The organism is Acinetobacter sp. WU_MDCI_Abxc222, from assembly GCF_025514755.1.
GTDB classification, from domain to species: Bacteria; Pseudomonadota; Gammaproteobacteria; order Pseudomonadales; family Moraxellaceae; genus Acinetobacter; species Acinetobacter geminorum.
Window position 1 is genome coordinate 32,694 of sequence record NZ_JAHPVG010000006.1, and the last position, 25,980, is coordinate 58,673.

Annotated in this window: 27 protein-coding genes; 12 read left to right on the forward strand and 15 right to left on the reverse strand. The window is 39.2% G+C overall.

Annotated elements, in window-relative coordinates; translation table 11 throughout:
* Positions 1-44 precede the first annotated feature (44 nt).
* From mutY to KTJ10_RS10710, 4 genes are all read right to left on the reverse strand, one after another.
* Positions 45-1,079 (reverse strand): A/G-specific adenine glycosylase, encoded by a 1,035-nt coding sequence (gene mutY / locus KTJ10_RS10695; protein WP_033849195.1) that lies wholly within the window; start codon positions 1,077-1,079, stop codon positions 45-47.
* Positions 1,080-1,221: 142 nt separating this feature from the next.
* Positions 1,222-1,584, reverse strand: a complete 363-nt coding sequence (locus KTJ10_RS10700) for an HIT family protein (protein WP_005066600.1) — start codon at positions 1,582-1,584, stop codon at positions 1,222-1,224.
* 184 nt (positions 1,585-1,768) lie between these two features.
* A complete protein-coding gene (locus KTJ10_RS10705) occupies positions 1,769-2,506 on the reverse strand; it encodes a dienelactone hydrolase family protein (protein WP_033849192.1) in 738 nt (245 codons plus the stop codon).
* A 172-nt stretch (positions 2,507-2,678) separates the two neighbouring features.
* Positions 2,679-2,837 carry a DUF1328 domain-containing protein gene (locus KTJ10_RS10710; RefSeq protein WP_002053759.1) on the reverse strand — a complete coding sequence of 53 codons (159 nt, stop codon included), beginning with the start codon at positions 2,835-2,837 and terminating at the stop codon, positions 2,679-2,681.
* A 193-nt stretch (positions 2,838-3,030) separates the two neighbouring features.
* Here KTJ10_RS10710 and KTJ10_RS10715 point away from each other — a divergent pair, with 193 nt between their 5' ends.
* The 3 genes from KTJ10_RS10715 to KTJ10_RS10725 all read left to right on the forward strand — a co-directional run bounded on the left by KTJ10_RS10715 (position 3,031) and on the right by KTJ10_RS10725 (position 6,143).
* A complete protein-coding gene (locus tag KTJ10_RS10715) occupies positions 3,031-3,489 on the forward strand; it encodes a YcgN family cysteine cluster protein (RefSeq protein WP_262441994.1) in 459 nt (152 codons plus the stop codon).
* A 110-nt stretch (positions 3,490-3,599) separates the two neighbouring features.
* Positions 3,600-4,772, forward strand: coding sequence for a PQQ-dependent sugar dehydrogenase (locus KTJ10_RS10720; protein ID WP_262441995.1), 1,173 nt, complete (start codon positions 3,600-3,602; stop codon positions 4,770-4,772).
* A gap of 105 nt (positions 4,773-4,877) precedes the next feature.
* Complete coding sequence (locus tag KTJ10_RS10725; RefSeq protein ID WP_002119242.1) at positions 4,878-6,143, forward strand: replication-associated recombination protein A; 1,266 nt, start codon at positions 4,878-4,880, stop codon at positions 6,141-6,143.
* 13 nt (positions 6,144-6,156) lie between these two features.
* On the opposite strand, the gene KTJ10_RS10730 is transcribed toward KTJ10_RS10725, so the two are convergent.
* From KTJ10_RS10730 to dapA, 5 genes are all read right to left on the reverse strand, one after another.
* Positions 6,157-6,993 carry a formate/nitrite transporter family protein gene (locus KTJ10_RS10730; RefSeq protein ID WP_060465143.1) on the reverse strand — a complete coding sequence of 279 codons (837 nt, stop codon included), beginning with the start codon at positions 6,991-6,993 and terminating at the stop codon, positions 6,157-6,159.
* Positions 6,994-7,142: 149 nt separating this feature from the next.
* A complete protein-coding gene (locus KTJ10_RS10735; protein ID WP_075383276.1) occupies positions 7,143-7,346 on the reverse strand; it encodes a hypothetical protein in 204 nt (67 codons plus the stop codon).
* 191 nt (positions 7,347-7,537) lie between these two features.
* A complete protein-coding gene (gene purC / locus KTJ10_RS10740) occupies positions 7,538-8,257 on the reverse strand; it encodes a phosphoribosylaminoimidazolesuccinocarboxamide synthase (RefSeq protein WP_002119240.1) in 720 nt (239 codons plus the stop codon).
* Positions 8,258-8,293: 36 nt separating this feature from the next.
* Positions 8,294-8,896: a lipoprotein-34 precursor (NlpB) gene (locus tag KTJ10_RS10745; protein WP_075383299.1), complete on the reverse strand. Its 603-nt coding sequence runs from the start codon at positions 8,894-8,896 to the stop codon at positions 8,294-8,296.
* Between the two features lie 15 nt (positions 8,897-8,911).
* A complete protein-coding gene (gene dapA, locus KTJ10_RS10750) occupies positions 8,912-9,805 on the reverse strand; it encodes a 4-hydroxy-tetrahydrodipicolinate synthase (RefSeq protein ID WP_002119253.1) in 894 nt (297 codons plus the stop codon).
* A 328-nt stretch (positions 9,806-10,133) separates the two neighbouring features.
* On the opposite strand from dapA, the gene pncA reads away from it, so the two are divergent.
* From pncA to KTJ10_RS10765, 3 genes are all read left to right on the forward strand, one after another.
* Complete coding sequence (pncA, locus tag KTJ10_RS10755) at positions 10,134-10,778, forward strand: bifunctional nicotinamidase/pyrazinamidase (RefSeq protein ID WP_033849174.1); 645 nt, start codon at positions 10,134-10,136, stop codon at positions 10,776-10,778.
* Positions 10,779-10,830: 52 nt separating this feature from the next.
* The gene (locus KTJ10_RS10760; protein ID WP_033849173.1) at positions 10,831-11,769 is read left to right on the forward strand and encodes a bile acid:sodium symporter family protein; all 939 of its coding nucleotides are present in this window, start codon (positions 10,831-10,833) and stop codon (positions 11,767-11,769) included.
* 176 nt (positions 11,770-11,945) lie between these two features.
* Positions 11,946-13,289: an MATE family efflux transporter gene (locus tag KTJ10_RS10765; RefSeq protein ID WP_262441996.1), complete on the forward strand. Its 1,344-nt coding sequence runs from the start codon at positions 11,946-11,948 to the stop codon at positions 13,287-13,289.
* A 20-nt stretch (positions 13,290-13,309) separates the two neighbouring features.
* Here the strand turns inward: KTJ10_RS10765 and KTJ10_RS10770 are convergent, their stop codons facing one another.
* Positions 13,310-13,780: a DUF523 domain-containing protein gene (locus tag KTJ10_RS10770; protein WP_262441997.1), complete on the reverse strand. Its 471-nt coding sequence runs from the start codon at positions 13,778-13,780 to the stop codon at positions 13,310-13,312.
* Positions 13,781-14,307: 527 nt separating this feature from the next.
* Between KTJ10_RS10770 and hppD the strand changes: the two genes are divergently transcribed.
* Positions 14,308-15,363: a 4-hydroxyphenylpyruvate dioxygenase gene (gene hppD / locus KTJ10_RS10775; RefSeq protein ID WP_086265719.1), complete on the forward strand. Its 1,056-nt coding sequence runs from the start codon at positions 14,308-14,310 to the stop codon at positions 15,361-15,363.
* Between the two features lie 65 nt (positions 15,364-15,428).
* On the opposite strand, the gene KTJ10_RS10780 is transcribed toward hppD, so the two are convergent.
* The 4 genes from KTJ10_RS10780 to fahA all read right to left on the reverse strand — a co-directional run bounded on the left by KTJ10_RS10780 (position 15,429) and on the right by fahA (position 18,995).
* Positions 15,429-16,208 carry an IclR family transcriptional regulator gene (locus KTJ10_RS10780; protein ID WP_002119135.1) on the reverse strand — a complete coding sequence of 260 codons (780 nt, stop codon included), beginning with the start codon at positions 16,206-16,208 and terminating at the stop codon, positions 15,429-15,431.
* Between the two features lie 294 nt (positions 16,209-16,502).
* Positions 16,503-17,051, reverse strand: a complete 549-nt coding sequence (locus KTJ10_RS10785) for a VOC family protein (RefSeq protein ID WP_002119119.1) — start codon at positions 17,049-17,051, stop codon at positions 16,503-16,505.
* Positions 17,052-17,068: 17 nt separating this feature from the next.
* Positions 17,069-17,701 (reverse strand): maleylacetoacetate isomerase, encoded by a 633-nt coding sequence (maiA, locus tag KTJ10_RS10790; RefSeq protein ID WP_262441998.1) that lies wholly within the window; start codon positions 17,699-17,701, stop codon positions 17,069-17,071.
* Entirely contained in the window at positions 17,688-18,995 is a 1,308-nt protein-coding gene (fahA, locus tag KTJ10_RS10795) for a fumarylacetoacetase (protein WP_262441999.1), read from the reverse strand. Before fahA ends, maiA begins: the two co-directional genes overlap by 14 nt.
* Positions 18,996-19,352: 357 nt before the next feature.
* Between fahA and KTJ10_RS10800 the strand changes: the two genes are divergently transcribed.
* The 3 genes from KTJ10_RS10800 (at position 19,353) to zigA (ending at position 22,998) form a co-directional block, all read left to right on the forward strand.
* A complete protein-coding gene (locus tag KTJ10_RS10800) occupies positions 19,353-20,741 on the forward strand; it encodes an amino acid permease (RefSeq protein ID WP_262442000.1) in 1,389 nt (462 codons plus the stop codon).
* Between the two features lie 163 nt (positions 20,742-20,904).
* Positions 20,905-21,591 (forward strand): D-Ala-D-Ala carboxypeptidase family metallohydrolase, encoded by a 687-nt coding sequence (locus KTJ10_RS10805; protein WP_086376015.1) that lies wholly within the window; start codon positions 20,905-20,907, stop codon positions 21,589-21,591.
* A 141-nt stretch (positions 21,592-21,732) separates the two neighbouring features.
* The gene (zigA, locus tag KTJ10_RS10810; RefSeq protein WP_262442001.1) at positions 21,733-22,998 is read left to right on the forward strand and encodes a zinc metallochaperone GTPase ZigA; all 1,266 of its coding nucleotides are present in this window, start codon (positions 21,733-21,735) and stop codon (positions 22,996-22,998) included.
* 33 nt (positions 22,999-23,031) lie between these two features.
* Here the strand turns inward: zigA and KTJ10_RS10815 are convergent, their stop codons facing one another.
* Positions 23,032-24,144, reverse strand: coding sequence for an acyltransferase family protein (locus tag KTJ10_RS10815; protein WP_262442002.1), 1,113 nt, complete (start codon positions 24,142-24,144; stop codon positions 23,032-23,034).
* Positions 24,145-24,498: 354 nt separating this feature from the next.
* On the opposite strand from KTJ10_RS10815, the gene hutC reads away from it, so the two are divergent.
* Together hutC and KTJ10_RS10825 are read left to right on the forward strand one after the other, a co-directional pair.
* Positions 24,499-25,251 (forward strand): histidine utilization repressor, encoded by a 753-nt coding sequence (gene hutC, locus KTJ10_RS10820; RefSeq protein ID WP_130120512.1) that lies wholly within the window; start codon positions 24,499-24,501, stop codon positions 25,249-25,251.
* Positions 25,248-25,823, forward strand: coding sequence for a HutD family protein (locus tag KTJ10_RS10825; RefSeq protein WP_262442003.1), 576 nt, complete (start codon positions 25,248-25,250; stop codon positions 25,821-25,823). The genes hutC and KTJ10_RS10825 overlap by 4 nt, the downstream gene beginning before the upstream one ends.
* Positions 25,824-25,980: the final 157 nt, after the last annotated feature.

The following is a 25,980-nucleotide window of genomic DNA, read 5'->3' on the forward strand; positions in this document are numbered from 1 at the left end:
ATACTCCCTGTCACAGCCATATCAAAATTATTTTACTCACTATGTCATGAACGGCTTGTCGAGATCAATTTTTTCATCGCGGTTGGAACACCTTTGGCAATGGCTTGTTCCGGACTCAACCATTGGCCTTCAAGTTCAATAGCCAGATGTTCTTTTTGATCAGGTTCCACGTGGAACACATGAGCATTAAGTAACCATGTGAAATGAGTGAAGCTATGACTGATCTGAAAATTTTGTGCTTGAGGTTGTAGTTTGAATTGTTGGCTTAAGCTCAGTCGTTCATGTTCATTTTCTAAAATAGGTAAACAGAATAAACCGCCCCATAGACCATGAGCTTGGCGTTGTTGCCAGAACCATTCACCTTCGCACTGAATAATAAGAACATCTGCTGTTTTAACAGGCGGTGTTTTTTTCGGCTTTTTAAAAGGTAATTCTTGTTCTAAACCTTGCTGATAAGCCTGACAATGAGCTTGCATTGGACAATATAAACAAAGCGGTTTTTTAGGCGTACAAATGGTTGCGCCGAGATCCATAATCGCTTGAGTGTAGTCATGGTTGCGATGTGTAGGGCAAAGCTCTTCAGCCAGTTTCCACATTTCACGTTCGTGCTGTGGTTTGCTTAAATCATCTTCAATGGCAAAGAAACGAGCTAAGACGCGTTTCACGTTGCCATCCATGATGACGCCGTACTGACGTAAACCTAAAGACATGAGCGCGCCTGCGGTAGAGCGACCAATGCCAGGTAACGCAATCCATTCTTCTAACGTTTCAGGAAATTTACCTTGCTGCGTGACAAGACCAGCCGCTTTATGCAAATTGCGGGCACGAGCGTAATAGCCAAGACCTGCCCAATAAGGTGCGACTTCATCCCAAGTTGCATGACCTAAAGCTTCTACCGTCGGGAAGCGTTCCATAAAGCGATCAAAATATTGCAAGACCGTTTTCACCTGAGTTTGCTGTAGCATAATTTCAGAAACCCAAACTTTGTACGGATCATCGGCAACTTGCCAAGGCAAATCGTGACGACCATGTTGGTCGAACCAATTTAAGAGGGCATCAGAAAAAGAAAATTCAGGCATGAACAGCTATAGAAGAAAAGTAAGGGGTAAATTATAGCTGAAATTTAGATGAAATTTTGTTTAAAGCAGGCAAACAAAAAGAGTGTATTGAAACAGAGACTACTTCAAAGCGCGTAATCTCTGTTTCAATCAGATAAAAGGATTAATCCTTTTGTACACCCCAACGTTGATCAAGTTTCAACGGTTGGTTTTTATAGTAAGGAATGACATGAATGTGGAAATGATCTGAAGTTTGTCCAAACACTTCACCATCATTAAAGCCAATATGAAAGCCGTCTGGTTGATGACGAAGCTGTGTCTCATGACGGGCAATTTCAAGAAGTGTAAGTAAGCCTTGATGTTCTTTAGACGTAATGTCAAAAAAAGAACTAACATGGCGTAGTGGTGTTACTACACAGTGGCCTTTAGATAACGGATTAGAATCAGGCAAAATTACGGCAAATTCATTCTTATCAATGATGTCATATTCATCAAATTCGCAATACGGACATTTCTTGTCAGTCATTGTTGTATCCTCTCATGTTATTCCATTAAACCCCGAGTGCGGGAAATAAGACTAGGCTTTGCTCTAGCTCAACGGGAGTATAGTTATTGAAGTATGGTTTAAAAAATACAGTAAAAATATTGCAAAGTCATAAACATTTAAGGGAGCAAATGCAAAAAAACCATTTGCTCCAAATTTGCTTCTTTTATTTTAGAGTACGATCTAATAAAGCGTACATTTTAGCAAGGCCTTGTTTTTCCGCTTCGCTATTGTAGCCAAGGTCCACACCGTTCGCTTTAGCTCTTTCATCGGCAAGCGGGTTACTAAAGCCATGTTTAGCACCTTCTAAAACCACTACCTCGTGTTTAACCTCAGCAGCTTGCATCTCTTTTTCAAAATTAGCAACATCTTCTAAGGTGACCATACTGTCTAGTTCACCATGTAGAACTAAAATTTCACCCTGAATGTTGCCTTTTTGAGCAGGAGCCTTCGGTGCTAATGTGGCATGGAACGTTACAATTGCTTTAAGTGGAGCACCTGAGCGAGCAAGATCCAACACGACTTTACCACCATAGCAAAAGCCAATCGCAGCCAATTTCTCGTTATTTACTTCTGGTTGGGCAGCAAGGGTTTGCAGTGCTGCATTAGCACGATCAGTCACCGTGTCTAAATCTTCAAATGTCTGCATCATCCATTCATAGGCTTGAGCTGCTGTTGTCGTGACTTTTTTATCGCCATACATGTCAATAGCAAGAGCTGCATACCCGTGTTCAGCAAGCTCACGTGCGCGTTGCTCAGTATATTCATTACGACCCCACCACTCAGGACCAATAATGATACCTGGTACCGGTTCTTCACTCTCTGGAGCCGCAAAGTAACCAATTAAATGGCTGCCATCTGGTGCAGTATATTGAATTTCACGGGTTTTAATTGCTGTACTCATGACATTAATCCTGAAATTAAACTTGGTTTAAACACGCTTGATTAAAGCATAAAAAATAAGAAGTAAAATAAAGAACTATGTAAAAAACTACATCAAAATAAAAAGATAGATATTTCTACGCAATAAAAAAGAAGGAAACCAGTTCCTTCTTTTTATATGGTGATGATTAAATTTAAGTCCGGCCTCGGGAAATGAACCCAATTACAGCTAGAATTACAGCCACAACTAATAAAATCACGGCAAAGTCTTTAGATAGTCCTGCAACACCACCAAACCCTAATAGACTGGCAATGAGTGCAATCACTGCAAAAATTATCGCCCAACGGAACATAATGCTGTCCTCCTTATTTTTCATTGTCATTTAACTATATAGTGTGTTTTTTAGCCCGAATGTGTCGTTTATGTGGTTGAAATGTATATTAAACAATCATTTTGTGATGCCATAAATACAGCTTCTTTTTTAGTACAGACCACTTCAATGCTATACTGATACATCGTTTTATCTCATCAGCTGTTAAAAGATTATGTCTACCGAGATCTCACTTCGACCACTCTTTTGGAAAAATTATCCGTTAGAGCAACTAACTCAAACTGAGTGGGAGGCTTTATGTGATGGGTGTGGTTTATGCTGTCTGGTAAAACTAGAAGATGAAGATACACATGAGGTGGCTTATACCAAAGTGGCTTGTAAGTTACTCGATTGTGGTACAGGGCGTTGTACGGACTATCCAAATCGTCAGCAGCAAGTACCTGATTGTTTACAATTAACGGTAGAGTCTCTAAAAACAATTCATTGGCTGCCCTCAAGCTGTGCTTATAAGCGCTTGAATGAAGGCAAGAATTTACCTTCTTGGCATTATTTAAATACGGGTTCTAGACAAAGCGTGGTTAAGGCGAAAAAGTCAGTTGCAGGACGTTGTATTTCTGAAGTTGATGTACATGAAGATGATCTTGAAGATTATGTAGTACGTTGGGTACGTTAAATAGATCTTAAAAGGCGTTGTTTGATTACAGCGTATAATAAAGTAACATTTTTATCGTCATTTTTTTGCTCATCTCCGTTATATAACAATAAAAGCAAAAGGAGATAAAAATGATGAGACGATTAGCAGCCCCCTTATTATGTAGTAGCTTTTTTTTGTTAATGGCCTGTGGGTCTAATAATACCAACTCAAAAAATCTTGAACAAAATACGACTGCGAAAACAGATCAGTCTGTTGCTGTCAAACAAACTTATCAGGTCGAAGCAGTCGCACATTTTAATGAGCCTTGGGCTGTGACCAGTCTGCGTGATCAACGTTTATTAGTGACTGAACGGCAGGGTAAATTAAAAATTTTTAACCCTAAAAATAAACAAATATTAGATGTCCAGAATGTCCCTGCAGTGAACTATGGGGGACAAGGTGGTTTAGGAGATGTCATTTTACACCCTGACTTTACCAAGAATCATTGGGTTTATCTTAGCTATGCTACAAAAGGACAAGGCGGATCTGGAGCAGTGATTTCACGTGCGAAATTAGATTTATCTAATCCTAATCAGCCAAAACTTAACGATATAAAGCAGATTTGGCAGCAAGTACCTAAAGTCTCAGGACAAGGCCATTATGGACATCGCATGCTTTTTGGTACAGATGGTAAGCTGTGGGTCAGTTCAGGTGAACGACAAAAGTTTGATCCTGCCCAAAACATGAAAAGTAACTTTGGTAAAATCTTGCGTTTAAATGAGGATGGCACCGCGGCTGTAGGTAACCCTTTTTATAAGCAAGGCGGGGTAACTGCTGAGATATGGTCACTTGGACACCGTAACCCGTTAGGTATGGCTTTTGACCGCCAAGGACAGTTATGGGTGGTTGAGATGGGGCCTAAAGGTGGTGATGAGCTTAATATTATTACTAAAGGTGAAAATTATGGTTATCCAATTGTTTCAAATGGAGACCATTATTCGGGCCAACCTATTCCAGACCATCACACTCGCCCAGAATTTAAAGCACCAGAAATTGACTGGACTCCTGTAATCTCGCCATCGAGTATGATCATTTATCGCGGACAACAATTTCCTGCATGGCAAAATAAAGCCTTAATTGGCGGGTTATCTTCCGAAGCGATTATTGTGGTGGATTTAGAGCATAAGCCCGTGAAAGAAGTGCAAAGATTGGATATGAAAAAACGTATTCGTGGGTTGCATGAAGCACAAGATGGTTCGATTTGGGTGATTGAAGATGGTTCAAATGCGCGTTTACTCAAGCTGAGTAAGAAATCCTCTTAATGCTAAGCAAGAGCCTGTAAATAAAGAACGTGTCTCATAGATTCAAATTGTAGATTTCTGTGAGACACAATAGACTATAGCGAAAAGACGATAAAGCCATTTGAGATGTCAGACACCCATATTCCACTTCCCGAACGCCTGCGCCCAAGAGACTTGTCTGAAATTATTGGGCAAGATCATTTATTAGGTGAACATGCACCATTGCGTCAAATGATTGATCAGGGTCATTTGCCTTCTATTATTTTTTGGGGACCACCAGGCGTTGGTAAAACAACAATTGCTTTGCTTTTGGCTCAGGCAATAGACCGTCCATTTGTGAGCTTGTCCGCGCTGAATACGGGCGTAAAAGAATTACGTGAAGTGATTGCAGAAAGTGGTGATTTACTGACACCTGTGGTTTTTATTGATGAAATTCATCGTTTTAATAAATCACAGCAAGATGCTTTATTGGGTGCAGTTGAAAAAGGCAAAATTACTTTAATTGGCGCGACCACTGAAAACCCGTCTTTTGAAGTGAATAGCGCACTTTTATCACGCTGTCAGGTCTATACCTTAAATAGTTTAGATAGTGAGGCAATTCAAACACTACTCAACAATGCACTTCAAAGCGATAAATTCTTAAAAGAACGTTATATCCATATTGAAGAATATGATGCACTTATTCAGTTTGCAGCAGGTGATGCTCGAAAAGCGCTTAATTTACTGGACTTGATTGCAAGTACTTTTGAACCAGAAGTTGAAAACACGATTACTAATGCGGTTGTGGTAAAAGTCGCTCAGCAAAATATTGCGCGTTATGACAAATCTGGCGAGCAGCATTACGACCTTGTTTCTGCCTTTATTAAATCAATTCGTGGTAGTGATCCAGATGCAACCCTATATTGGATGGCACGTATGCTTAAAGGCGGAGAAGATCCGGTTTTTATTGCAAGACGTATGCTGATTGCCGCCTCAGAAGACATTGGAAATTCTAACCCTAATGCGCTATTGCTTGCAGGTGAGTGTTTCCGCTCCGTACAAGCGGTGGGCATGCCTGAGGCTCGAATTATTCTAGGCCAAACAGCGGTTTACCTAGCAACGAGTGCAAAAAGTAATAGTACTTATTTAGCGATTAATAAGGCTTTGGAACTTGCTGAAAAAACGGCAAATTTACCTGTGCCTTTGCATTTGAGAAATGCGCCGACCAAGCTTATGAAACAACAAGGCTATGGTATTAATTATCTCTACCCTCATGACTACCCAGAACACTTTGTGCTGCAAGACTATTTGCCGCCTGAGTTGAAGGGAACCAAACTCTATGAGTCTGCAAGAAATAAGCGTGAGGTTGAAGGTGAGCGTTTACAGCAACGCAGATGGCAGCAGGAACAATAGTTCCTGCTTTATGCTATTCCAGCTCTTCAGTGACCTGACCATAAATCAGTAGCGTGAACACACCTGTACCGCCAATAATATTGCCGATAGTGGTTGGGATGAGGAAAGTAAACAGATACTTGCCAATAGAAGCTTCTCCTTGCCAGACCAGGTAGGACATTTCTGTAGAACCAACCACTACATGAGTAAAGTCACCCAGTCCTATCAAATACGTCATAAAAAAGATGAGCAGGAATTTATTACTGACCGAGGGCAACATCCAGACCAATGCTGCAATTAATAGCCCTGACATAATGCCTTTAAGCAGATTCTGGGTTGCAGAAAAGGAGCCCACATGATGTGCGAGTTCATCCAATGCTTTGTCAATATCTGGAGTAAACAGGTGAGTAGTTAGGAAAAATAAACTCGCCAAAGCTGTTCCAATAATGTTGCATAGAATCACAATGCCCCATAAGCGTCCCACTGCTCGTAATTTATCGAAAGTAAAGGGATTAAATAAAGGCACAACTGTGGTGATAGTATTCTCAGTAAAGAGTTGCATGTGACTCAAAATAGCGATCAAGAACCCAATGGTATAACCCACATTAGTGATTAAATCGGTCCAGACTGCATCAGCTGGGAGATAAGCAGCAATAATCGCTTTAAATACAAATGAAAAACTGATGACTAAACCTGCGGCAATCCCTGAAAAGATCAGTGCAGTTGTTGGACGATCAAGCTCTTCGGCACCATCACGGCGGATAATTTCATAAACTAAACGGGGAGACAGTTTCTCATGTTCTTCAACTGCCATTTTTTCACGCCAGCTTAAGGTTTTCTCGACTTTCTTTTCCTCTATTTCATGGTCCATTAGATTTACTCCTCACTGAATAAATATCTTATATTTATTGTTTTATTTATTGTTAAGGCAGTGTTCAGGATAAATCTAGTCTATTCATAACAGCTTTATGTGTCTTTTTATAAATTGAATGCACAATGGCTGGATCATCAACAACAAGATTAAAGAAAAGTATAAGCTCTTAAAGTACGGATGAGCGCCATATAGTCGCCTTGAGAGGCTTTAGCAATAACAGATTCAACCTCTGCCTGACTCCAGCCTTGTTTTAAGGCAGTAGTGCTAAAGTTGTTTAATAGGACCAGAGGATTTTCACCAAAATGGATTGGATGATCCGTTACTCTCTTTTCAAGCTTAGATAATTCCATAGGTTCACCCTAGTTTTTAAATTTAATTATTGTGAAGTACTTTGTGTTTTTCTAGATTTTAGTGTTTTAAATTAAGTTTATGCAAGTGTTAATTTATTGAAATAGACAAATCTGTCTACATTATTGGACTTGTATAGTACTGAACATAAAAAAACCGGGCTTTGGCCCGGTTTTTTATGAAGTTTTACTGATTAGATGTCAGATAAATCTACGCCTAAACGAGCAGCAACTTCTTCATAAGCTTCAACAACACCGCCTAAACCTTGACGGAAACGGTCTTTGTCGAGTTTTTTCTTAGAGTCTTTATCCCATAAACGGCAGCCGTCTGGAGAGAACTCATCACCAAGCACGATACGGTCATGGAAAACACCGAATTCAAGCTTGAAGTCCACCAAAATCATGTTGCCTTCAGCAAATAATGCTTTTAATACATCGTTTACTTTATAAGTTAAAACTTTCATTTGTTCTAACTGTTCAGCAGTCGCCCAACCTAAAGCAATCGCTTGAGATTCGTTAACCATTGGGTCGCCTAGACCGTCATCTTTATAGAACAATTCAAATGTAGGAGGAGTTAACTCTTTACCTTCTTCTACACCTAAGCGACGGCATAGAGAACCAGCTGCGTAGTTACGAATTACACATTCAACTGGAATCATTTGAAGTTTTTTAACAAGCACTTCAGTTGGAGAAAGCAATTTTTCAAAATGCGTTTCAATACCCGCAGCAGCAAGTTTTTCCATGATGAAGGCGTTAAAACGGTTGTTCACCTTGCCTTTACGATCTAGTTGTTCGATTTTTTCGCCGTTGAACGCAGAGGCATCATCACGAAAGACTAAAATCAGATGGTCGGCATTGTCTGTTTCATATACAGATTTTGCTTTACCAGTATAGAGCAAGGTTTGTTTTAACATGAGGGAACCTTTTTAAAAAAAATGCCTAGTAAACGACTAGGCTGGCCAATTTTGGTAAATCTGGTTTAGCACTTCAGCAGCCACATCTGGGCTTGCAAAAGTGTTATCTACATTAAATAAAGCAAGAGTATGACTAGAACCTACACCAGTAAGTTTAAGCACATAAGTATTGTCATTTACTTTAATCGTCGCCTGATTGCTGCCTTGAGCGATGATGTTGAAATTTAAAGTACTTAACGTAGCTTTGGTGTATTGCCAGATCTCGGCTGTATTTCCATCAACTTTTAACAACGGATTTTTATTACCGTCAGTCACAAGCTGAGGACGTCCAAGCGCAGTCGCCGTTTCAGTAGAGGCATCTAGTGTCGCATTACCTTGCGTTTGTTCAGGGCGTGGCAAGGCATAACGGTTGCCACGCTTGTTTTCAAACTTCGGTGCGTTATCGATAGCGCGCTGTTCTACAGTTGGTGCAGGATACAAAGGTGTCGCTGGTCGTACAGTTGCATCGGCAGGATACTCAAGCGGGGCAAGTTGCTTGGCATTTTTATAATCTAAAGAGTGATTATTAATTGCGAAGCGACCACAACCAGCTAAACTTAAGGCTGAAACTGCAAGGACTAAACCAAGACGTAATTGCATCATAAATTGCTCTTATTAAATAATTCCCGCATCTTTTAGGGCATTGCGGAGAGGTTCGCGATATTGCTCAGCGAGAGGAGTGAGTGGTAAACGAATACCAGTATCAATCAGTCCCATCTCATGTAGTGCCCATTTCACAGGAATTGGGTTTGATTCGCAAAATAGAATATTGTGTAAATTTGCAATCTTATTGTTAAGCGTCTTCGCTTGTTGTTCATCTTTGGCAATCGCAACAGCACATACTTCACTCATTGCTTTAGGTGCAATATTTGCAGTAACCGAGATATTACCATCAGCGCCAAGAAGCATTAGTTCCCATGCTGTTTCATCATCACCTGAGTACACAGCCATCTTGCCATTTAACGCCTCAATTAAAGCTTTACCACGAGGTACATCACCTGTTGCATCTTTAATACCAACAATATTCGAGATCTCTGCTAAGCGTACAGCTGTGTCGTTTGAAAGGTCTACGCCAGTACGACCAGGTACGTTATAGAGAATAAGTGGTAATTCAACAGCTTCAGCAATCGCTTTATAGTGTTGGTAGAGGCCTTCTTGGGTTGGCTTGTTATAATATGGTGTTACAAGTAAAGCAGCATCTGCGCCAAGCTCTTTAGCAGCTTTAGTTAATTCGATTGCTTCACGGGTTGAGTTTGCACCAGTACCGGCAATAATTGGAATACGTTTATTGGCTACACGAATAATTTCTTTAATAACCTGTGTGTGCTCTTCCATGCTCAATGTTGAGGCTTCGCCGGTTGTACCGACGGCTACAATACTGTTTGTACCTTGTTCTATGTGCCACTCAACCAGCTTCTCAAGACCCTTCCAATCTACACCACCGTCTTTCAACATTGGTGTGACGATTGCGACGATTGAGCCTTGAATGGTCTGTGCTTGCTGAGTCATTTTTAAAAATATCCTATTTATCCATCCGAATCTGAGGTAAGAAAAACAAAATGTGGGATGGTTGCAGTATTTTGATTGTCCAGTTCTAACAATAACAGATTGTTGAATGACAATTATGCAAATTATGACTGATCAGACGCATAAGAACAATACGCCTAACGGATAATCGCGATGTAAACTTGAGGAAAAGATAGGATGTTTTCGTTATTGCGCATTAAGAACACCCACTAAACACAACAATACAGTCGGATTCAGCTGAGCCTTACTTAATATCGGCTATTTTTGTGGCAAGATAGAATGCAATTTCCCATTTGGGATTGAAGATGACATGAAAATGAATAAACAACCACAAAATGCGGTTTTAATCGTAGTTGATGTACAAAATGGTTTTACACCGGGTGGAAATTTAGCAGTTGCTGATGCCGATAGAATTATTCCAACGATTAACCAACTTGCTGGTTGTTTTGAAAATGTCGTCCTGACTCAGGACTGGCACCCGGATAATCATATCTCTTTTGCAGCCAATCATTTTGGCAAGCAACCATTTGAAACCATTGAACTCGACTATGGACAGCAGGTGCTTTGGCCTAAACATTGTGTACAAGGTACTCAAGATGCCGAGTTTCATCCTGATTTAAATATTCCGACAGCTCAACTGATTATCCGAAAAGGCTTTCACGCTCATATTGATAGCTACTCGGCTTTTATAGAAGCTGATCACTCTACAACGACGGGTTTAACAGGTTATCTAAAAGAGCGCGGTATTGATACGGTTTATGTGGTCGGAATTGCTACGGACTTTTGTGTAGCATGGACTGCTTTAGATGCAGTTAAGCAAGGTTTTAAAACTTTAGTGGTTGAAGATGCTTGTAAAGGGATTGATCTGAATGGTTCTTTAGAACAAGCTTGGCAAACCATGCAGCAACAAGGTGTTATCCGTATTCAATCGAATGATCTGTTGAGCGAGTTTTAAGTATATTGCTCTAGTTTTTAACTTTCATATTTTATTTTTAGGGATAGAAAGTATGGATGCATTCCTGCGCTTTACCCAATTTATTCAAAAAACTTTTGCCCTATGGGTGATTATTTTTGCAGCATTGGCGCTATGGCAGCCTGAACTTTTTGTCTGGCTCAAAGCGTACATTCCATGGATTTTGGGCATTATTATGCTTGGCATGGGAATGACCATGACTGTAGACGACTTTAAAGGTGTATTACAAAGCCCTAAAGCGGTATTGATTGGCGTCGTAGCGCAGTTTGTCGTAATGCCTGGCTTAGCATATGTTCTATGTAAATTATTTAACTTACCGCCTGAAATCGCGGTTGGAGTCATCTTGGTAGGTTGTTGCCCAGGGGGAACCGCTTCAAACGTGATTACCTATATGGCCAAAGGCAATGTCGCTTTATCGGTAGCCTGTACATCGGTATCAACGCTTTTAGCTCCTGTATTAACGCCTGCGATTTTCTATCTGCTTGCTAGTCAATGGCTAAAGATTGATGCAGCTTCGATGTTTATTTCGATTTTGCAGGTGGTGCTACTACCTATTGTAGTCGGTCTAATTTTAAGAACATGGCTTAAACGTCAGGTCGAATCTTATATTCAAGTCATGCCTTTAGTTTCGGTCATTGCAATTGTCGCGATTGTGGCAGCCATTATTGGTGGAAGCAAAGCAGCAATTTTACAGTCGGGTTTGCTTATTTTAGCTGTGGTGATCTTACATAACGGGCTTGGATATTTATTAGGTTTTACCGCGGCACGTTTCTTTAAACTACCTTATGCGGACAGTAAGGCGATCGCTATTGAGGTGGGGATGCAAAACTCTGGCTTAGGTGTTGCACTTGCAGCAGTACATTTTGCTGCTTCTCCGATTACAGCTGTACCAAGCGCAATTTTCAGTCTTTGGCATAATATTTCTGGGCCTGCACTAGCGACTTATTGGGCAAGTAAACACAAACAAGAATAACTGTATAAACAACATACATGACAAAAGAAGGCCAAACGAATAGTTTGGCCTTTTCATTTAAAGCAGATTTTATAGGAGCTTAATTTAGAACTGGTATGTCTTTTGCTTTGGATTGATGCACTAAAAATAACGTGAATATGAGTATAAATCGTAAAGAAAAATAAGGCATTTCCTTGATGAACCAGATTTTTAAATTATTTATTCCCATGCTCTCAAGCAATTTAATTCTAGTTTTAAGTGGATTGGTTGATATTGCTTATGTAGGGCATTTTAGTAACGATCATGTAGCAGCATTATCGGTGACCTTATCTCTATATACAGTGATCTATGTCATTGGTATGGGGATTCTACAAGGTGTGATACTTAAGCTTTCAGAAGCTTATGGTTGCCATGACATACCACGTATTCGTCAAATTTTTATTCAAGGCATTTGGCTGATGTTATGTTCGGCATTGCTGAGTATTGGCTTGCTTTACTTGTTCCGTGATTTGCCCAAATTGTTTGGTGCATCTGAACATGTTGTTTCAATTACTAAAAACTGTATTTGGCTTTTGGTATTTATTTTACCCGCGCATTTATTAATGCGCTTATTTGCAGCTTTGTCTCAGGTCACTGAAAATGCGCATAAGGTTTTATTATCAGATAGTGTTTTCTTCATTCTTAAAATTATTTTGTCCTATCTTTTGATTTATGGTGTCGCTTCATTTTCAATTCCACCACTTGGTGCAATAGGGGCTTTGTTAGCCACTCTCATTGTACGGTGGTTTATGTTGGCTGTTTATTACGTATTTTTCTTGGAAAAAGGATACATCTTTATTGAGCATCCCGAACAGTCGATTGAAGATAGCCGAGAAAGTCTGCGGATGATTTTAAAAATAGGTATCCCGACAGCAATTATGGCGTTGATGGACGTTATTGCATTTTGTTCGGTTGCTATTCTGATTCTGCCTTTTGGGAGTGTGGTGTCAGCAGCACATCAAATTGTCGTGAGCACTGGCGGGTTCATGTTTATTATCCCTTCATCGATTGTATCGGCTTATAGCATTTTGGTATCGCGATCAATTGGCAGCGGGAACATGGAAGAAGCCGATAAAATTGCCAGGCAAAGTATATGGGTAATTATGGCAGTGAGTGGCTGTCTGTCTCTGTGTTTATGGTTGGAGCGGGACTTAATTGTTACGTTCTATTCAGATGATTTGGCCGTGCAGATTTTGGCTGCATCCTTGTTGTTGATTGTCTGTATGTTTCATTTTCTAGATGGCTTAATGGCGTTATTGGCCTCTTTGTTACGCTGTTGGGATGTGTCGATTTTACCGATGCTAATTTTCTTGGTCGTGGTGTTATGTTTCGGATTAGGCGGTGGTTGGTGGATGGCCTATAAAGGGCTGCATTGGCAGGATATCTCGATTTCTGCGATGGGAGTTTATGGTTTTTGGTGGATGGCTGCCATAAGTTATTTAGTTGCTTGTCTATTGAGTGCCATGTGTTTCCGTTTTAGAAAACAATTAAGAGGGTTTTGATTAGGTAGATCAACACAATCTTAAAGAGGATGTTCTACTAACCAATCTTCAATCTCATTTTCAGAAATCACTTCAAAACCATATCGCTGCAAAAGCGCTGTGGTGATTCCAACTCCCGTAATTTTCTCACCTTGAAAAGTACCGTTATAAATTTTTTGGCTACCACAAGATGGGCTATTCTCTTTTAAAACCACACAAGTCGCTTTTATTTGCTGTGCAATTTCTAGAGTGCGGTAAGCACCCTTTAAATATAACTCTGTCACATCTAAACCAGATGAATCAGTAATTTTTGCTTTGCCATCAAGCACATCTTGACCTGTTCCGCCCACAATTTCTGCGGGTAAACGGGGAGTGGTAAAACCACCCAATAGCTCTGGGCATAATGCTTGGGCTTTTTTATTGATTAATAGCTGCTTAAGTAAAGTATTTGGACAGGATTTACCATCATATCGAACAGGTTCACCAATTAAACATGCGCTGACTAAAAGCATAGTTTTCCAAACTCAAAGCAAGAGAGATTTTTGAAGATAAAGAATCATAAACAGAATATCGAATATGACAATTGATTTTAAAAACAGGCAAATTAAAAGATTAATTAAATTATGTAATTCATAATTAAGTTATGTATTGCATAATTTAATTGTTTTTAGTAGCATCTAATTCAAGGTAAATGGCCATTGGAGATCCAACAAGGATGTTGGTCTCCATAAATCTATAAATGATTTTTAGGAAAGACGATTTTTAAAGGTTTATTGAAAAATCTCAATCGTACTTTTAGATAACAAAGGACAGTGTGTATGGAAAACAAACACCACATGGAACGGAAATTAATCATCAAAGGCTCTACGCTCATCATATCTTCGTTTTAATGACTCGTTTTTTTCTCATAGGATGCGTTGGGTTAAGCCAATTTGACGGTTCAGGTCTTCACCCAATGATGACGTATTCTATAGAGAAAGGAGCTGAGTTCATCAGCAATAGAGATAAACGGAACAGGTAATCACCAGAGGGAAACTAGATGGATATTTTAGAGAACCCATTAGAATTATGCGGTTTTGCATTTATTGAGTTTGTTTCAAAAGAAAATGAATTAGATCCAGTTTTTGAAACAATCGGCTTTTCAAAAGTAGCCAAGCATAAATCGAAAGAAGCGTACTTATGGCGTCAAGGAAATATCAATATTATCCTGAATTATCAGCCAGAATCTTATGCTTCATTCTTCTTTAATGAACATGGTCCATCTGCTTGTGCGATGGGTTTTAAAACACGTGATGCAGCAAAAGCTTTCCAAAAAGCAGTAGAGCTTGGTGCTGAACCAATGTATTCAAAAGTTGGGCCAATGGAGCTCAACATTCCGGCAATTAAAGGTATTGGTGGTATGCCAATCTTTTTAGTTGACCGTGATATTTATGAAAATGACTTTGTTTTCTTTGATGATGCCGAGAAACGTCCAGTAGGGGCAGGCTTAAACGAGATTGACCACCTAACTCATAACGTCTACAAAGGCCGTATGGAGTATTGGGCAAACTTCTATGAAAAAATCTTTAACTTCCAAGAAATTCGCTACTTTGATATTAAAGGTGAATATACTGGCTTAACGTCTAAAGCATTAACTGCACCAGACGGTAAGATCCGTATTCCGTTAAACGAAGACTCTGACAAAGGAAACGGCCAAATTGCAGAGTTTCTATCTGACTTTAATGGCGAAGGTATTCAGCATATCGCGTTTATTTGTGATGACTTAATCTCGACTTGGGATAAGTTAAAAGGCCTTGGTCTGAAATTCATGACACCGCCGCCAAATACGTATTATGAAATGCTAGAAGATCGTTTACCTGAGCATGGTGAACCGACTGATGAATTAAAACAGCGCGGTATTTTGCTTGATGGTAATACTAAAGACGGTCAGAAAAAGCTTTTATTGCAAATTTTCTCTGAAAACATGATTGGTCCAGTTTTCTTTGAATTTATTCAACGTAAAGATGATGATGGCTTTGGAGAAGGTAACTTCAAGGCGTTATTTGAGTCGATTGAACGTGACCAGATTCGTCGCGGCGTTTTAGAAGCTAAATAAGCTGAGCTTATCTCTAGTCTAAAAAAACCAAGAGTTTGATCTCTTGGTTTTTTTATCGCTATTGATTAGCGGCTTTTAATATATTGATTAATGAGGTTCACTTCATTTTTTAAGATTTCAATCGTTTTACTATGAGGGTCGACTGGTAAAAACATTTCACTGTCTAGAGCGACAATACAAAACTCAATGCTCTGGTTTGAATTAAATACAGGTAAACCCACCGCATTAATTCCCGTCAGTAAATCACCTTTCGCTGCCGACATTTGTTGCTGGCGAATGGTGTCTTTAAGCTCTGTAAACGCTTGCCAGTTTTGTGGTGCGATGTGCAGACCAAGTTCTTGATGCTTTTGCCATTCTGCTTCCATTAATGGACGAACAAAATGCTCTGGAAGATAAGAAGCAAATAGACGTCCCGCAGCAGAATTGACTAAAGGCATAATCGAGCCGACTTTAGTAACAATCGAAATAGGGTGGTTTGATTCAATCGACTGAACCACGACAGGGCCTTTTGGTGACCATTTACTAATTTGTATACCGCAACCAATTTTGTTTTGTAGGTCGTAAATTAAATGCTGTACCAGCTGTAGTGTGTCGCTATGTTGAACACAGTTGAGACCTAAGCGCCATGCCTGATCACCTAAAGCATATTGTCCATCATCAAGCTGTTTTGCATATTCCATACGAATAAGGCTGACCAGATAGCGGTGAACCTTGGCAGGATGCATTTCGAGCTTGCTCGATAGATCTTTGAGAATAATAGGTTGATTGTGTTCCAAAAGGGCGTTTAGTACAGATAGACCGACTTCAAGTGATTGAACCCCCCCAGATACTTTTTCTTCAATCATTTAAATACCCTTAATAAATTTACTTCAGCTGTTAAACAGTGACGATCAAAACATAAATTGAAATTGGTGCGTTTTACATCATGCCTGAGCCTAGTGAAAAATAGAAATCACCTTTTTCTATTAGCGAAATTGACATGTTTAATAACCAACAACTTTCTAAAATCACTATGCTCTTATTTATAGCGCAATTTTCTAGAAATTTAGCGGTTTTAAATAATATAAATCGGCATTGATATAGAACTGCTCTTAAAACAATTCTAATCAATGCCGATTTTTTATTACGCTCTTTAAAAATTAGGTTCCTAACTCTTCTTCATGCAAGAAATGGGTGTGGTGTGGAGCGCGTTTGGTTTTGCTCCATTCCTCTAGCATTTCAGTTTTCATTTCTTCTGTAATTTTTGCAATTTTTTCTTCAGCATGAGCATCGTTATAAGTCAGTTCTAAACGATGGCCATTTGGATCAAAGAAGTAAATTGAGTGAAAAATACCATGGTTGGTTACGCCTAAAACTTTCACACCATTTTCTTCTAAATGTTGCTTGGCAGCCATCAACGCATTTAAGTCTTCAACTTCAAAAGCAATATGTTGTACCCATTGAGGCGTATTTTCGTCTCGGCCCATTTCTGGTTGAGTTGGCAATTCAAAAAATGCCAAAACGTTACCTTGACCAGCATCTAAGAATAAATGCATATATGGGTCAAAGGCTTTAGTTGACGGCACATGGTCTTCAGCAAAAGCTAAAATGAAATCCATATTGAGCATTTTTTTATACCACTCAACAGTTTCTTTCGCATCCTTACAACGATATGCAACGTGATGTATTTTTTTAATGGCAAATGTCATATTAAAACTCCTTTTTACTATTCCCAATCTGGTTGTTGTTCTGGCGCCGCGTTATAAAAGGCTGGGATAGACAAACAATGGTGATAAATCGATTCAATTTTTGGAAACGCAGATAAATCAATCTTGAAGCGTTTCGCGTTGTAAACCTGTGGGATCAGGCAGCAATCGGCAATGGTTGCTTGTTCTCCAAAGCAAAATTGTCCATTTGAATCTTGAAGTTGCTGTTCGAGATTTTGAAAGCCTTCAATAATCCAGTGTTGATACCAATAATTTTTCTGCTCATCTGAAACATTTAAGTCATTTTTTAAATATTTCAGTACGCGTAAGTTGTTTAATGGGTGAATATCACAGGCGATTGCTTGGGCAAAAGCGCGAACTTTTGCTCTCTCTTGCACATCTCTTGGAAGTAGTTTGGTTTCTGAGTATTGTTCATCCAGATATTCCAAAATACTTAACGATTGAGACAAGGTTAAATCGCCGTCAATTAAAGTCGGAACTAGAGCACTACGGTTTAACTTTAAATAGTCTTCGCTTTGCTGTTCGTTTTTTACCAGATGAACTGGAACAGTCTCATAAGCTAATCCTTTAATGTTTAGACCAATCCGTACTCTGTAGGCTGCAGAGCTACGAAAGTAACTATACAGCTTCATAGTCAGGCTCCGAAGTTTCTGCAAAATCGAAATTTAATGCAGGAAGGACTGTATTTCGAACTTCACCGAAGCCAATGCGAATACCATTTTTCTCACAATGACCTTTCATGATCAGGGTATCGCCGTCTTGCAAGAAACCACGAGTTTCGCCATTGGCAAGTGTTAAAGGCTTGGTGGTGTTCCATGTAAGCTCAAGCAAGCTACCATACGAATCTGGTGTAGAACCTGAAATGGTACCTGAACCCATTAAATCACCAACCTGAACGTTACAGCCGCCAATGGTGTGGTGAGTAAGCTGTTGAGCCATAGACCAATACATATATTTGAAATTAGTTTGGCAAATCACATCAGCTTGCGTCGATTTCGGGCTTTGAATTTCAACACTCAAATTAATGTCGTAACTATTCGCGATATTTTCTTGTAAATACGCTAAAGGTTTAGGCTCTTGTTTTGGGCCTTCCACTTTAAATGGCTCAAGTGCTTCAAGTGTGACTACCCAAGGTGAGATGGCACTAGCAAATGATTTTGAATTGAAAGGACCTAGAGGCACATATTCCCATTGCTGGATATCGCGTGCTGACCAGTCATTGAGTAATACCATTCCAAAAATATGATCCCACGCATTTTCAATTGAGATTGGCTGGCCAAGCTCGGTTGGTTTACCAATAACAAATGCTGTTTCAAGTTCAAAGTCGAGTTTACGCGTAGCTGAGAAAACTGGACGCTCTTCATTTGGAAGTTTAATTTGTCCAGATGGACGCACGACTTGAGTGCCACTGACTACCACAGAGCTAGCACGGCCATTGTAACCAACAGGCAATTCAGTCCAGTTTGGAAGTAAGGCATTTTTAGGATCGCGGAACATACAGCCTACATTGGTGGCATGTTCTTTAGAAGAATAGAAATCGGTATAACCAGGTACTTGAAGTGGTAAATGCAACGTAACGCTGTCTTGCTTAACCAAAACTTCCTGACGCAATGCTTCATTTTCTTGAAGCGTTAAATTTTCAACCGAGAGAAGAGACTGTAGTGTGTTACGAACTTTTGACCAGTTGGCTTTGCCAGACTCGATAAATTTATTGAGTGTTGGCTGGTTAAAATATGTGTCTTGTTCTGAAAGTTTTAAAAGACCGTGCTTTTCAAGAGCAGCGAGATCAATCACCCAATCACCAATAGCTACACCAACTTGACGCTCACTTTCGTTAGCTCTGCTAAAAACACCGTAAGGCAAATTATGAATAGTGAAATCTGATTGAGGTGAAACTTCAATAAAAGAGTTTAGTTTTTGTTCCATTTTCGCTTCCTTGTCTTTATCTCGGGTCTTATACAAATAAAAGTTCGGTCTAGGACTGAGCTACTCAATAAGTTTTAACCTTTGCTTAGATCATCTTTTGTCTTATGAGTTTGATATAGACCGAGCACAACCAATTGCTTCATGTCTCTATAATACTGAATTCATCAAATTACGCAATACATAATTTAATTACACATTTCATAATAATTGTCATTTCTTGTATTTTCTGTTTTCATTCGCGCTTATGAGAAAAGTCACGCAATTATTTTTTTCATGAATCTCTATGAAAATCTGATCAATTTATGATATACGTAATTTATTGGAAAAAAATTACGTGACAAGGATGAGAATAATCATATGTCAGCACAAGAGCAAGGAAACCTGAAACATGGTTTGAGTAATCGGCACATCCAGCTTATTGCATTGGGTGGGGCGATTGGCACAGGGCTTTTTCTTGGTATATCACAATCGATTAAATTAGCAGGTCCATCGGTCATCCTCGGTTATGCCATTGCAGGATTTATTGCTTTTTTAATGATGCGTCAGCTTGGCGAAATGGTGGTAGAAGAGCCAGTCAGTGGATCTTTTAGTCATTTTGCCTACAAATATTGGGGACCATTTGCAGGGTTCATGTCAGGATGGAACTATTGGGTACTCAATGTGCTCGTCTGTATGGCAGAACTAAGTGCAATTGGTCTTTATATTCAATATTGGTGGCCGCAAATTCCGACGTGGGCATCTGCTTTAACCTTCTTTGTCTTAATTAATGGCATTAATTTGCTACACGTTAAGTTTTTTGGCGAAATGGAATTTTGGTTTTCTATTGTCAAAATCTTGGCAATTCTTGCAATGATTGGCTTTGGTTCATATTTACTTGCAACGGGCACAGCAGGTCCACAGGCAAGCATTTCGAACCTTTGGGCACTTGGCGGTTTCTTCCCGTTTGGCGTTGAAGGCTTAGTAATGGCAATGGCAGTCATTATTTTTGCTTTCGGTGGTATTGAGCTTTTCGGTATTACTGCAGCTGAAGCACGTGACCCTGATAAAACTTTACCTAAAGCTGTGAATCAAATTATTTACCGTATTTTGATTTTCTATATTGCGACGCTTTTTGTTTTATTCTCGCTATTCCCATGGAACCAAATGGCACAAGGCGGAAGCCCTTTTGTGATGGTCTTTGCTTCTTTAGATAGCCAAGGCATTGCAACATTATTGAACTTTGTTATTTTGACAGCTGCGGTTTCAGTTTATAACGGCACAAGTTATTGCAGTAGCCGTATGTTATTAGGCCTTGCACAACAAGGAAATGCACCAAAAGTATTTGCACGTATTAATAAACGCGGTATTCCAACCAATGCAGTAATCCTTTCTGCGGCAGTCACTATTTTATGTGTACTGTTAAACTATATTTTCCCTGAAAAAGCATTTGGTTTGCTCATGATGCTGGTAGTTGCAGCGATTGTAATTAACTGGGTAGTAATTTCATGGACGCATTTAAAATTCCGCAAATATATGCAGCGCCAAGGGCAAACAACGAAGTTCCCAAGCTTTATGTATCCGTTTAGCAACTATTTATGCATATTATTTATGCTTGGCATTTTGATCGTGATGTCTTTAACACCAGATATGCGTGTTGCAGTCATGATGATTCCTGGTTGGATCTTATGTTTAATGGTGGCGTACCAATTTAAACGCCGAAAATTAAAAGCTGAGCAGTCTGTACCTGCCTTAGAAGCAGATATTTAATAATTTATTGAGTTGTATCTAAAAAGGACGTCTGACAGGCGTCCTTTTTTATTTTTAAAATTTAGCAACAGAAATTAAAGGATTTTATTATTGTTATAATATAACATTTCATTAATTTAATGATGAGCAATTTTCCCATTTTTGGTGAAGATAGAGCATATTTATGAAGCGTTATTTAGGTTTAATTTTATTATCTCTCACAGCATGTAGCACTCAAACTCCCAAGCCAACAATTCCTCAACACACCCAAACAACTTTACCTCAACCTACAAAAACAGTGGTCAGAATAAAGCCTCAACCCGAGGCGTATGTTGCGTGGTTAGCAACAGCAGACCATCGACAGTCTGTGCAAGCTTACAAGCAATTTCTTAAGCAAAAGGGACTTGCCGATTTAGTGCCAGACCATGAGTTATTACGCTCAGCTCGAGATTGGCAAAAATGTGGAGTTGAGCCTTATGCAGTACCTCCACGCGAGATTTGGTCGAATATTGTTCCGACACTTAGTATTTTAAAAGCGTTAGTTGAGGATGGTGTAATTAATGATTTTGAAGTGACTTCGGTCTACCGAGCGTTATCTCTAAACCGCTGTGCGGGTGGTGCTGATGCTTCTCGACATGTCTTTAATGCAGCGCTTGATTTTCGAATTGGCCCAGAACAGCCGAGTGATTTAGACCAGTTTAATATTCAGCAAACCAAAACCAAACTTTGTCAGTTTTGGGCGACAAAAGGTCAAGCGCTTAATATGGGACTGGGTGTTTATGCTTCAGGACAAATTCATATTGATAGCCAAGGATTCCGTGCCTGGGGGCCTGACCATCATTACAAAACCTCAATTTGTCAGGGATTATAAAAGCAATTTTTTCAACGACTAAGTAAATTGGCTTAAATAAAACTAGAATAAAAACTTGATCCATAGTTATGTTATAACATAACATTATTGTGGTTTAGAAATAGATTACGCCTGTGATCTGGTCATATTAAATGGCCAGCCATGATCAGTTTAAATATTATTCAAAGAGATCAAGCCATGCACACTGCAATCGCCAACTCATTTGCCAAGCTTCCTGTCACTGTTTTATCGGGCTTTTTAGGTGCAGGAAAGACCACATTACTCAACCATATTTTAAATAATCGTGAAGGCCGCCGTATTGCCGTAATTGTCAATGATATGTCTGAGGTGAATATTGATGCGGCATTAGTACGCGAAGGTGGGGCGGAGCTTTCAAGAACAGATGAAAAGCTGGTTGAAATGAGTAATGGCTGTATCTGTTGTACGCTACGAGAAGATTTACTGGTTGAGGTGAGACGTTTAGCTGATGAAGGACGCTTTGACCAGTTAGTCATTGAGTCAACTGGCATTTCAGAACCTTTACCTGTGGCAGAAACCTTTACCTTTGAAGATGAAGATGGAAACTCACTCAATGAGTTCGCTCGACTCGACACCATGGTCACGGTAGTCGATGCTTTTAACTTTCTTAAAGATTACAGTTCAGTTGACTCCCTGCAACAACGCGGCGAGTCATTAGGCGAACAAGATGAGAGAACTGTGGTTGACCTCCTTATCGACCAAATTGAGTTTTGTGATGTGATTGTGCTGAATAAAATTGATTTGATTGATCTGGCGCAGCAAGAGCAACTTATCGCGATTTTAAAAACGTTAAACCCGCGTGCCCGAATTGAAATTGCTCAATTTGGAAAGATCGCTTTAGATAAAATCTTAAATACACAGCTATTTGATTTTGATGAAGCCGCACAAGCACCGGGCTGGTTAAAAGAGTTACGTGGTGAGCATACGCCAGAGACTGAAGAGTATGGCATTAGTAGCTTTGTTTACCGTGCGCGTCGACCTTTCCATCCAGAACGTTTTTATGATTTGGTACAGGCTGAATGGCCGGGAGTCGTGCGTTCCAAAGGCTTTTTCTGGTTGGCTGCCGAACCAACATTGGCTTATTCATGGTCACAAGCGGGTGCAATGGCTCGACATGGCTTAGCTGGTTATTGGTGGGCGGCCGTTGCAGAAGAAGATTGGCCGAGTGACCTAGCCAGCATTGAACAAATTAAGAAAAATTGGGATACCCGCACAGGTGATGCGCGTCAGGAACTGGTTTTAATTGGTATGCAAATGGATGAGCAAGCGTTAATACAGCGCTTAGATCGTTGCTTGTTAAGCGATGAAGAAATGGCTTTAGGACCACAAGTTTGGCAGAGCTGGTCGAACCCTTTTAAGCAAGATGATGAAACCATGTTGATTGCTTAATTAAATAAGCCCCTATTTTAAAGGGGCTTATTTTTATGATTTATCTTTAATGAAAATCTTTCGAATATAGTTGTTGAACGGTGTGGAATAATATTTTTCAATCGCTGCGCTGATGATAAAAGTCAAAACCAGATAGCCAATTAAAAGCATAATTTTGATGCTAGCATCGGTTTGAGCCGGAACGAAGGCAACTTTCATAAGGCCTAGTACTACCAGATGGAACAGATAAGTCTCATAACTTCTTTGCCCCAACCAGACCATCACTTTGGTAAATACATTATGTGCTTGCGTTTCGGACGGATGTTGAAAACACAAAATAAGTAAGCCTGTAGCAAAAGCAAATAAGCTAATACCCCATGTACTGACTTCTTTAATTGGTGCATATAAATAAAGAGCGGCCATACCCAAAATAATCAACCAAGAAAGAGGTTTTTTATAGGGCCAATTTGGCTGATATTTATGAGAGAAAATCGCCGTTAAACAGCCAATTGCTATGCCGTCAAAACTTGAAAAATAATGATATAAATAAGCGCCGCTTTCTTCTCCAAAATGCAGAGATCTAAAATAAGGGCCATATAAAATTACGCCAACAAGTAAAGCAATAAAGACCTTATTACTACGTGTGAGTAGGCACAATAATGGGAAAACAAAGTAAAAAACTTCTTCTACAGAGAGTGACCACAACACGCCCAAAGCGTAGTTTACCCAACCGAATTTAATAATCAGGATATTCATCCAGAAGGTTAAAGCCGCAAAAATTGTTAGTGGATAAGAGACTTCAATGCCATTCGGTGCTTGGTTCATAAAGGGTTTTAAGTCAAATGAACCAAGTACACTTACACCTAAAATGAGTAATACCAGACACGGTAAAATACGCGCTGCCCGTCGGATATAAAAATGCTTGAGGTTAATTGCGGAAAATTGTTTATCTCTTTTTAATGTGTGATGGGTAATTAAAAAACCCGAAATCACAAAAAACATGGTGACGCCATAATTTCCATTTCTTGCGATGACTGTGCTAAATGCTTCACCTAAGAAATCAAAACCTAACCATGTATCTTTGAGTTTATAGGGAATATTAAAATGATGTAAAAGAACCAAAAGGATAGAGATTCCTCGAAGAATATCTATTTTATAATTACGCATTCGATGTGCTTCCAGTTTTATTAATATACTGTGTGGCAGAAGAATACTATCGATCAGTTATTTTAAATAAAAGTTTTAAGCATCATTTCGTAAATTAGAAAAGACGATACTTTTTACATCCTTGAATTGGGCATAGACTTAGCAGAAATAACTATTAAATAAATATTGATAAAATCCTAATATATTTGAATTTCTCTACATAAAACTTTAAATTAGCTCTTATTGAGATATGTTTATTTTTTAAACTTTTTGAAATCTATTTAATTCATAAATTAACATATTGTATGTGGTTGTATATACATAGCATGTCAACTAAAATATCTTTTTGCCTGCTGCCTTTTTGAGTAATTAGTTATGCCCAGAACATCAAAACAAGAACATACTGAGCTTTCGATTGAAGCTGATAGTCCAGTTCCTTTATATCAGCGAGTCAAACAGCTGATTTCACAAAAGATTTATGAAGGTTCGTGGGCTGTAAATAAAAAAATTCCTTCGGAAAGTGAACTGGTTAATCAACTCGGCTGTAGCCGTATGACGGTAAACCGTGCGCTACGTGAGTTAACAACAGAAGGCTTACTTGTTCGAATTCAAGGCGTTGGTTCTTTCGTGGCTGAAGGGCAAGGCCGAACTGCACTTTTTCAAATTAATAATATTGCCGATGAGATTATTGCACGAAACCATAAGCATCACGCTGAAGTTTTAGTCTTAGAACAAATTTATGCAAATGCAGAGCAAAGCGTGTTAATGCAGACTCGCGAAGGCCAAAGATTATTTCACTCGATTATTGTGCATTATGAAAATGATGTACCTGTTCAGGTCGAAGATCGTCTGGTTGATGCAGCATTGATTCCAGATTATTTAGAACAAGATTTTAAAACCATTACCCCAAATGCTTACCTCATGGCAAAAGCACCTGTGTCAGAAGGTGAGCATATTGTTGAAGCCGTTTTAGCATCACCTCAAGAGTGCAAGTGGTTAAAGATTACCAAAGCTGAACCATGTTTACTGATCCGTCGCCGTACATGGTCAAATAAACAACTCATTTCAAGTGCGCGTTTGATCTATCCGGGTAGCCGCTACTATCTCGAAGGGAAATTTAATCCATGATTGAATTGATCAGGGCCGATCAATATACAAAAATGCTTTGGAAAAATGGTGCAGGTTTTACTTTAGAAATTGCCAGAAGCCAAGGTGAAGGAGACTTTGAGTGGCGTATTTCGATGGCAGATGTGACCACTTCTGGGCCATTTTCGCTATTTCCCAATAAGCAGCGCATTATTAGCGTACTCGATGGACAGGGTATGGTATTGCATGTCGATGATCTTCCTGCCAAAACGCTGAACCAAGGTGATATTTTTGCTTTCCATGGTGAGAGTCAGGTTCAAAGTGAACTGGTAGACGGTGCAATTCGAGATTTAAATTTAATTTATGATCCTGCAAAGTTTCATGCCCGTTTTCAGAGAGTAGAGGGTACAGAAGAACAGACTTTTTTAAGTTCGGCAGATCTGATTTTTATTTTTAATCAGGGTGGTGAAACACAAGTAAATGTTGATGATCATTCCTTTCAGATTGCTGCTAATGAGACTTTAAAAATTGAAAAAAATACTGGGGTAACATCGATTCATTTTACTCAAACTCAAGCAAAAAGTTGTTATGTTATTGAGCTAATTCAACGTTAAAACTTAAGTAATTTACTTATTCAAAAGCACATGTCTACTGAAAAGACATGTGCTTTTTTTATACCTGTTATAAAAATAAATTAATTTAATTCATGAGCTTATTAAAATTTTTAAAAAAAATATGAACAAGCCTCTTCACGCCGAAAAATATTTGTGT

Excerpts from the sequence above, each read along its gene's own strand:
- KTJ10_RS10770 (WP_262441997.1), bottom strand. The coding sequence starts at position 13,780 with ATGCTTTTAGTCAGCGCATGTTTAATTGGTGAACCTGTTCGATATGAT.
- hutC (WP_130120512.1), top strand. The coding sequence starts at position 24,499 with ATGCCCAGAACATCAAAACAAGAACATACTGAGCTTTCGATTGAAGCT.
- KTJ10_RS10760 (WP_033849173.1), top strand. The coding sequence starts at position 10,831 with ATGGATGCATTCCTGCGCTTTACCCAATTTATTCAAAAAACTTTTGCC.
- KTJ10_RS10715 (WP_262441994.1), top strand. The coding sequence starts at position 3,031 with ATGTCTACCGAGATCTCACTTCGACCACTCTTTTGGAAAAATTATCCG.
- KTJ10_RS10785 (WP_002119119.1), bottom strand. The coding sequence starts at position 17,051 with ATGACATTTGCCATTAAAAAAATACATCACGTTGCATATCGTTGTAAG.
- KTJ10_RS10700 (WP_005066600.1), bottom strand. The coding sequence starts at position 1,584 with ATGACTGACAAGAAATGTCCGTATTGCGAATTTGATGAATATGACATC.
- mutY (WP_033849195.1), bottom strand. The coding sequence starts at position 1,079 with ATGCCTGAATTTTCTTTTTCTGATGCCCTCTTAAATTGGTTCGACCAA.
- KTJ10_RS10720 (WP_262441995.1), top strand. The coding sequence starts at position 3,600 with ATGATGAGACGATTAGCAGCCCCCTTATTATGTAGTAGCTTTTTTTTG.
- dapA (WP_002119253.1), bottom strand. The coding sequence starts at position 9,805 with ATGACTCAGCAAGCACAGACCATTCAAGGCTCAATCGTCGCAATCGTC.
- fahA (WP_262441999.1), bottom strand. The coding sequence starts at position 18,995 with ATGGAACAAAAACTAAACTCTTTTATTGAAGTTTCACCTCAATCAGAT.
- maiA (WP_262441998.1), bottom strand. The coding sequence starts at position 17,701 with ATGAAGCTGTATAGTTACTTTCGTAGCTCTGCAGCCTACAGAGTACGG.
- KTJ10_RS10825 (WP_262442003.1), top strand. The coding sequence starts at position 25,248 with ATGATTGAATTGATCAGGGCCGATCAATATACAAAAATGCTTTGGAAA.
- KTJ10_RS10815 (WP_262442002.1), bottom strand. The coding sequence starts at position 24,144 with ATGCGTAATTATAAAATAGATATTCTTCGAGGAATCTCTATCCTTTTG.
- zigA (WP_262442001.1), top strand. The coding sequence starts at position 21,733 with ATGATCAGTTTAAATATTATTCAAAGAGATCAAGCCATGCACACTGCA.
- KTJ10_RS10800 (WP_262442000.1), top strand. The coding sequence starts at position 19,353 with ATGTCAGCACAAGAGCAAGGAAACCTGAAACATGGTTTGAGTAATCGG.
- pncA (WP_033849174.1), top strand. The coding sequence starts at position 10,134 with ATGAAAATGAATAAACAACCACAAAATGCGGTTTTAATCGTAGTTGAT.
- KTJ10_RS10765 (WP_262441996.1), top strand. The coding sequence starts at position 11,946 with ATGAACCAGATTTTTAAATTATTTATTCCCATGCTCTCAAGCAATTTA.
- KTJ10_RS10710 (WP_002053759.1), bottom strand. The coding sequence starts at position 2,837 with ATGTTCCGTTGGGCGATAATTTTTGCAGTGATTGCACTCATTGCCAGT.
- KTJ10_RS10730 (WP_060465143.1), bottom strand. The coding sequence starts at position 6,993 with ATGGACCATGAAATAGAGGAAAAGAAAGTCGAGAAAACCTTAAGCTGG.
- KTJ10_RS10705 (WP_033849192.1), bottom strand. The coding sequence starts at position 2,506 with ATGAGTACAGCAATTAAAACCCGTGAAATTCAATATACTGCACCAGAT.
- KTJ10_RS10805 (WP_086376015.1), top strand. The coding sequence starts at position 20,905 with ATGAAGCGTTATTTAGGTTTAATTTTATTATCTCTCACAGCATGTAGC.
- KTJ10_RS10745 (WP_075383299.1), bottom strand. The coding sequence starts at position 8,896 with ATGCAATTACGTCTTGGTTTAGTCCTTGCAGTTTCAGCCTTAAGTTTA.
- purC (WP_002119240.1), bottom strand. The coding sequence starts at position 8,257 with ATGTTAAAACAAACCTTGCTCTATACTGGTAAAGCAAAATCTGTATAT.
- hppD (WP_086265719.1), top strand. The coding sequence starts at position 14,308 with ATGGATATTTTAGAGAACCCATTAGAATTATGCGGTTTTGCATTTATT.
- KTJ10_RS10725 (WP_002119242.1), top strand. The coding sequence starts at position 4,878 with ATGTCAGACACCCATATTCCACTTCCCGAACGCCTGCGCCCAAGAGAC.
- KTJ10_RS10780 (WP_002119135.1), bottom strand. The coding sequence starts at position 16,208 with ATGATTGAAGAAAAAGTATCTGGGGGGGTTCAATCACTTGAAGTCGGT.
- KTJ10_RS10735 (WP_075383276.1), bottom strand. The coding sequence starts at position 7,346 with ATGGAATTATCTAAGCTTGAAAAGAGAGTAACGGATCATCCAATCCAT.